Below are 6,314 nucleotides of genomic sequence, written 5' to 3'. Positions count from 1 at the left end.
CTCTGAATTATCACCATAACCAATCATCAACTCTGTCAGCGACACAGCATCAGACTCACTTCTAGGCAGACATTGATATAACGCAAATAGACGTGCTGACTTTGTATAGCTGGCCATTTGATATGTGGACATAGTATTTACTCTATTACGTGATGAGCTCATCACTTTATTATTAAGATAAGTGTTCAATCAAAACGAACCACCATGGCGGTGCCATTATCATAAGCATTGCCATCGGAGTCATAAACTTTGTTTTTAAGAGCAATTAGCCAATCTTGCAAATCAGTCTCAGCACTAACAGTTTGCCAGTTATTACTTAGCACTAAGTCATGAATCCCATCCGTGCAAACCAAGATACAATCGCCACTACTAACATCAATCTTTTGAGACTCGCTTTCTGGTGCTTCACTGCTTGTATAACTGTCATCAGAGGTTAAGGCAAAGCATTCTGTAATACTATATAAGCTCCCCGCCATCCCTTCTCGGTTATAATCAGAAAACTCTGCGTGGCGACCTTGTTCTTGCGCCTGCTGGTCGATAAGTTCATTTAGCAAGTTATGATCACGAGTCAGGCACTGCCATTGTGGCGCGCCTTTGGGCAGCCAATAAACACGACTATCACCTACATGCGTTATCGTCGCCTTTATAGTTTCATCACTATTTAGCTCACAGGCAATCATAGCGAGGGTCGCCGCCGCGCCATGACGCTTAGATAAATGCTTGGTTTGATTAACTAGATAATGAATATTATCTGAGGAGATATTCTTCTGATCATTCCATAACCGCTTAATTGCCTTCACTACCGCCTTTGAGCAGTGCTGTGAATGATTGGAGCTGGCTACCCCGTCAGAGACTGCCAAGCAAAATGGTGCTGCAACTGGGGTCACCGCCATCACACCTAAGTCTTCTTGATACCAGTGATCTAAAAAGAAAAAAGCATCTTGTTGTAGATTATTGCTAGCATTACCCAGGAAGGTAATTGCACAGGCTTGGGCTATGAAAGAAGTATTCTTTGTAGGACAATCATTTAAGGAGGGAATCATGACGGTAAGCCCTTATATTTATCATAAAGGCTAGTATAGCGGACAACCTGTAAATTTAATTTCTAGGTTAGGATATAAAATTAGTGAATTGGCAAGCTATTTAACCAATAATTATAGTATTCGTTAATCTTCCCCATGATACGTTGCCTCATCCATCCAAATGATAGGATCCTCACACAGATAGACTAAGTGATACCAAATGTCTTCGCTACGAGCGATACGGTGATGACCACGTTCAAAATACTCCACTTCCCAGCTGTCAGGTAAGTTCACGAGCGTTCGCCTAGCGACGGCCACATCTAAAGACTCATCGTCGACCTCAATCATGACTCGCATCATCTCAGTATTTGACGTGGGGAAAGACAGTTTCATATTAGCCACTTCAGGAATACGATCTGCTAAGACTTCACTAGGGTAAATACAGGGCGCAATCAATAGCGCACGCAGGTTATACTTATGGGCAAAGTGATTGGCAAACCAACCGCCGAGTGAATGCCCTGCCAATACCACTTTAGGGTACTGCCTCATTTTCTCTTGAATTAACGCATCGTAAACCTCAAAAACACCTTCAAAGTCATCTCGATAATTGACGGTTTGGCAATGCTTAGGCTCACGTTTGATACAAGTGTATTTACTGGTCTCACTACTCGAATCTAGACCATGAAAAAACAGTAAAAACGTCTCGTTATTCTCAATGGGGAACATCATGATTTTCTCCTTTTTAGGGATTGTTTTTATTGATAGTAAATTGCCAACTTATAGGTTTGGCTTCAATGAGAGCGTGTTTTTATTAGCCATGTATGTCTTATACAAGTCTAAAATCTCCGTACAAGCTTGCAGTGAGATATTCTTAGCAAAGCCCTCGTTAAACCAGAAGTCATAAACCGCTTGTACAATCTCTTTCACTGCATCAACGTCGTTAGGCTTTAGCTCTTTTAATTTACGGGCAATGTCTTTTGCTTGTATATCAGACTCGTTATAGGGCGCGCTCCAGCCTACACAATAACGATAAAGCACATCATTAATAGCCAATACAAGTATGGCATCAGCCACACCAAGAGATTCAATTAATTTGTCTAACACCCAACAGCGTTCTTCATACACTGAAGGCTCTATCGGCATCTCACCCCGCTCAGACACACAGTCACAACTGGCCATATGTGAGGGTTTGCTAAAGTCATCCCACAGTAGTGGATACGCCTGACCAATACCTCCTTGTTCAAGCACATTAAAGTGCCAAATGCCGTAATGACTATTATTATTGGCAACGCCTTTGTAAGGCACGTGAATAAACCACTGTATCAGCTCATCGCTATCATAAATGATATGAGTGCGTCCAATACGCACGCTTTGATTGGGCAATACTTTGGTATATAACCGATCCATGTTGTCAGAATAAAACTTCATTTTATTTAGATTCTCAATGCTTGCATCACCAAGTTTGGCATCGGCATCTTCTAAGTTTCGATACAGTTTAAACGGCGCTACAAAATGTAGCGTCTGATCGGTATTATTAATAAAATAGATATCATCTTCAGAGTCGTTAATAGATACGGTAGTGAGATAAAATAATGGGGTCTTAAGTGATGGGAATTGACCGTCATTCGGCAGTGACGGTAAGCTTGAAAGCCCGGATACGCCTGCCCACTGTATATCGTCTATGCGGTTTTGTTCAAATGAGTATTTTGCGATTGTCATATGCACGTCCTTATTGTTTTAAATTTAGATTGGTAGCAGTATGTTTGTTTAATTTTTAGTGCGAATTTTAAGTCAGTCGTGACTGTACGCAGCTCTTTGAGCGACGTTATAAAGTTAAAATGAGTGAGTTAATTTGTTGGACTGTCTAAAGACTTTTTTTGTTTGAACTCATTGTTTTAGCCATAATAGGTTCGTGACCAACACTTGCATGTAGGCTATGTCTAAGTATTTATTTGGGTTTATAACTAAGATAGAGAGAGAGTTAATACAGGTCGAGAAGTTTTTTGATTTGATGACAATAGCAGAGTTATGAGATGAAGCGTTGCGCTTCGAAGGTTAACTCCATGTCACGATGTCACATTATTTCTTCCTGACTAAATAACTATAGTATAAAAATTGATGAAAAGTAAGAGACTAAAGTAGGGTGTACGACAACTGTTGTCGCTTAGCCATACTAAAATCTCCCAAGTTAATTTCTACAGATTTGACAGCAGAGGTCAAATGGCTTTAAGTTTAAATCTCGGGTGTATTGGTTGCGTTTAGTGGTCATACTGTTTTCCTCTTTGGGTTATTATAAACCTCTTATGCGCTGTCCAGTTTTACTATGCCACTACCCTTATCGGGTGTCCTAAATTAGTTGACCACTACACTTTGAGTGCAGTTAAAACGCCGAGCTCGTTCGTGGTGATAATCATCAGGATAAGCTTCTACGTCGGTTCTAAGTAACTCATTGTCTATCTTAGTAGGGAAAAATTGACGTCTCTTACATTCACGAAATGTTTTACAACGCTGAATGATGCTGGTACTAATTTGATATTCCTCTGAAAGTTTTCGAATGCTATAACCTTCTTCGTAAGCATCCGACCATCCCATCTTTTTTTCTATTAAAAAATGCGAGATAGTGTCCACGATTAATAATCGTGGACACTAACATGACAACACAACCACCTAACAAACCCAAACGTAGAACTTACAGTGCTGAGTTTAAAGAACTTTTAGTACAAGAAGCTGAAGGTTCAGGGCGATCAATTGCCAGTATCGCTCGAGACCATGGCATCAACCAGAACCTTCTCCATAACTGGAAACGTCAGCATCACCGCAAAAAGACTCAAACTGGCATATTACCTGCTGCCATAAACAGTCCTGCTGATCCAAACTCCTGCTTTATCCTAATCACCATTGAACCTCAAGCAACTCATCTGTCCTCACCCTCCGTAATACAAAACATCAAGCTGCAAATCAGAGCCCCAGGACCTGGGTCCATAAGCCTTACTATTGCCCAAATAGACACCCAAAGTTTGATTGACCTACTACGAGGACTACAATGATACCCATCAATCACATCTGGTTATCCACCGCGCCCATGGACATGCGATGTGGCAGTGGCAAACTACTGGCCCACATCATTACCGAGCACCAAGGCATCCGCCCTCACTGTGCCTACCTGTTTTACAACAAAACAGGCACACGGCTGAAAGTATTCATTCATGACGGGCTTGGGGTTTGGCTTTGCAGCCGTCAGCTAGACGACAGCAAGTTTCATGGCTTAACCAAACCACTCACCCCCACTCAAACCGGCATCAGCATCAACCGTGAGCAATTTAATGCCTTAATCAGTGGATTGCCTTGGCGTAACATGGGCAAAAATACATTGACCCCCATCCTATAAATACCCGATGACAGGCAAATAAAACTCTGGCAACATAGCACCATGACTGTTGCCAATCTATCCGACTTATCGAAAGACCCCATTTACGCCGAGCTCCTGGTGAAAATCAGTATGCTTGAACAGCGTAATGAGCACCTGCAACAACAGATTGTTCAAACAAACACGCGTCACGATCAACTACAGCAGCTCGTCAATAAAACCTTTGAGGAAAACCACAAGCTGTATCTAAAAGTACTGGAACTCATCGAAAAACAAAAGCGGCTCATCCATCAACTGTATGGACAAAAGAGCGAAGGCTTAAGTGCCAAACAAACCCACTTAAATCAGGAAGCTGCGCAAGAAGATTTATCTGCACTAGAACAAATCCGAGATGACTACCGCCACGACTTAACCCAAGATCAGCTTGCCAAGCTACCTGCTATCGATCCTATCCAGACAGAAATGCTCATCGGTGAGAGCGACCTTGAACCAAGCACACAGATCACTGACGGATCGCTACCCTCAGCCACTGATCAGCCTAAAAAAGCAAAGCGTGCTAAATACACGGTTATTCCTGACAACCTTGAGGTTAAAACCCTGGTTCATGAACCACTCACCACCGTTTGTGACTGCGGCTGTCAAATGAAGCGAATTGGGGAGGATAAACAGGACAAACTTGGACTCATCCCCAAGCAGTTTTATATTGAGCGACACCTCTACCCAAAATGGGTATGCCGTGAGTGTGAAATCATTCATCAAGCGGCTGCACCCAAGCAGATTATTAACAAGAGCATCGCCACCCCTGAGCTGCTTGCTCACATTCTGATTAGTAAGTATGCAGACCATCAGCCTCTATATCGGCAGAATATTATCTATCAGCGAAGTGGGGTAAATATTCCCGATGCCACCATGGCAGACTGGGTGGGACGCTGTGGTGTTGCCATGGCACCTTTAGTGAATCGCTTGCATTCGCTGTTACTGTCTGAGCCTATCTTACATGCCGATGAAACACCGGTGTCTATCATGAAAAACCCTGTGAAAGCCGGCAGTAAATCATTAAAAAAAGGCTATGTTTGGGCGTATCTCACTCCACAGCACGGTGCATTAAAAGCGGTGGTGTATGACTTTGCCCAGAGCCGTCGTAATGAGCACCCTAAAGCCTTTTTAGACAAATGGCACGGTAAGCTGATTTGCGATGATTACAGTGGATATAAGTTTTTATTTCATCAAGGCGTGAGCGAAATCGGTTGTATGGCCCATGCACGGCGTAAGTTTCATGAATTGCACGTTACTGGACAAAGTGTTATTAGCATTGACGCATTAGCGTTATTCGGGCAGTTGTATGCGGTTGAACGTGAGATTGATGAGCGATTTGAAAAGAACACATCCCCAATGCCAAGAGATCCCCAGATAGTCCGGAAAATCAGGCAAGAGAAAGCCAAACCGATTGCTGATAAGCTGCACCAATGGTTACAAGAAAAAAGGCAGTTAACCACTAAGAATGCCAGTATTAGTAAGGCGATTGATTATTGCCTGAAACGTTGGCAGGCGCTGACTTGTTATTTGGATGATGGGAGGTTGCCGATTGATAATAATTGGCCGGAAAATCAGATGCGCCCGTGGGCGCTTGGGCGTAAAAACTGGTTGTTTGCAGGTTCGCTACGAAGTGGGCAGCGTGCTGCGAATATTATGTCGATTATCCAGTCGGCTCGCTTAAATGGCTTAGATGTATATGCCTATTTGATAGACGTGCTAAGACGCCTGCCTATTCAAGATGATCTAGATGAGTTGTTACCTCATCTCTGGATGCCATCGCAATAGGGGGATGGTCGGATGCTTACCCTTCTTCAAGCTTGCACAGTATCAGTTGTCGGTAATCTTTTGAGTACGCCATACTGTGTCGGATTTATCTTTCTTTTACTATA

General features: G+C 42.7%; 7 protein-coding genes. 3 read left to right on the top strand and 4 right to left on the bottom strand.

The window, feature by feature from the left end; all coding sequences use genetic code 11:
- Positions 1–185 precede the first annotated feature (185 nt).
- The 4 genes from HQR03_RS07470 to HQR03_RS07455 all read right to left on the bottom strand — a co-directional run bounded on the left by HQR03_RS07470 (position 186) and on the right by HQR03_RS07455 (position 3,614).
- Positions 186–1,043, bottom strand: a complete 858-nt coding sequence (locus HQR03_RS07470; protein ID WP_173239731.1) for a PP2C family protein-serine/threonine phosphatase — start codon at positions 1,041–1,043, stop codon at positions 186–188.
- A 123-nt stretch (positions 1,044–1,166) separates the two neighbouring features.
- Entirely contained in the window at positions 1,167–1,751 is a 585-nt protein-coding gene (locus HQR03_RS07465; protein WP_173239730.1) for a YqiA/YcfP family alpha/beta fold hydrolase, read from the bottom strand.
- A gap of 48 nt (positions 1,752–1,799) precedes the next feature.
- Entirely contained in the window at positions 1,800–2,741 is a 942-nt protein-coding gene (locus HQR03_RS07460; protein ID WP_173239729.1) for a hypothetical protein, read from the bottom strand.
- Positions 2,742–3,374: 633 nt separating this feature from the next.
- Positions 3,375–3,614: an IS630 transposase-related protein gene (locus HQR03_RS07455; protein WP_173239737.1), complete on the bottom strand. Its 240-nt coding sequence runs from the start codon at positions 3,612–3,614 to the stop codon at positions 3,375–3,377.
- Positions 3,615–3,673: 59 nt separating this feature from the next.
- Between HQR03_RS07455 and HQR03_RS14375 the strand changes: the two genes are divergently transcribed.
- Genes HQR03_RS14375 through tnpC form a run of 3 tightly spaced genes read left to right on the top strand, consistent with a single transcriptional unit; the run spans position 3,674 to position 6,210 of the window.
- Positions 3,674–4,069, top strand: a complete 396-nt coding sequence (locus HQR03_RS14375; RefSeq protein ID WP_173239728.1) for a transposase — start codon at positions 3,674–3,676, stop codon at positions 4,067–4,069.
- On the top strand, positions 4,066–4,410 hold the full coding sequence (gene tnpB / locus HQR03_RS07445; protein WP_173239727.1) for an IS66 family insertion sequence element accessory protein TnpB: 345 nt from the start codon (positions 4,066–4,068) through the stop codon (positions 4,408–4,410). Before HQR03_RS14375 ends, tnpB begins: the two co-directional genes overlap by 4 nt.
- 42 nt (positions 4,411–4,452) lie before the next feature.
- On the top strand, positions 4,453–6,210 hold the full coding sequence (gene tnpC / locus HQR03_RS07440; RefSeq protein ID WP_173239726.1) for an IS66 family transposase: 1,758 nt from the start codon (positions 4,453–4,455) through the stop codon (positions 6,208–6,210).
- Positions 6,211–6,314 lie beyond the last annotated feature (104 nt).

Source organism: Psychrobacter okhotskensis (genome assembly GCF_013248965.1).
GTDB lineage: Bacteria > Pseudomonadota > Gammaproteobacteria > Pseudomonadales > Moraxellaceae > Psychrobacter > Psychrobacter okhotskensis.
This window is presented reverse-complemented; position numbering and strand designations above follow the sequence as displayed.

Excerpts from the sequence above, each read along its gene's own strand:
- HQR03_RS07470 (WP_173239731.1), bottom strand. The coding sequence starts at position 1,043 with ATGATTCCCTCCTTAAATGATTGTCCTACAAAGAATACTTCTTTCATA.
- HQR03_RS07465 (WP_173239730.1), bottom strand. The coding sequence starts at position 1,751 with ATGATGTTCCCCATTGAGAATAACGAGACGTTTTTACTGTTTTTTCAT.
- HQR03_RS14375 (WP_173239728.1), top strand. The coding sequence starts at position 3,674 with ATGACAACACAACCACCTAACAAACCCAAACGTAGAACTTACAGTGCT.
- HQR03_RS07455 (WP_173239737.1), bottom strand. The coding sequence starts at position 3,614 with ATGGGATGGTCGGATGCTTACGAAGAAGGTTATAGCATTCGAAAACTT.
- tnpC (WP_173239726.1), top strand. The coding sequence starts at position 4,453 with ATGACTGTTGCCAATCTATCCGACTTATCGAAAGACCCCATTTACGCC.
- HQR03_RS07460 (WP_173239729.1), bottom strand. The coding sequence starts at position 2,741 with ATGACAATCGCAAAATACTCATTTGAACAAAACCGCATAGACGATATA.
- tnpB (WP_173239727.1), top strand. The coding sequence starts at position 4,066 with ATGATACCCATCAATCACATCTGGTTATCCACCGCGCCCATGGACATG.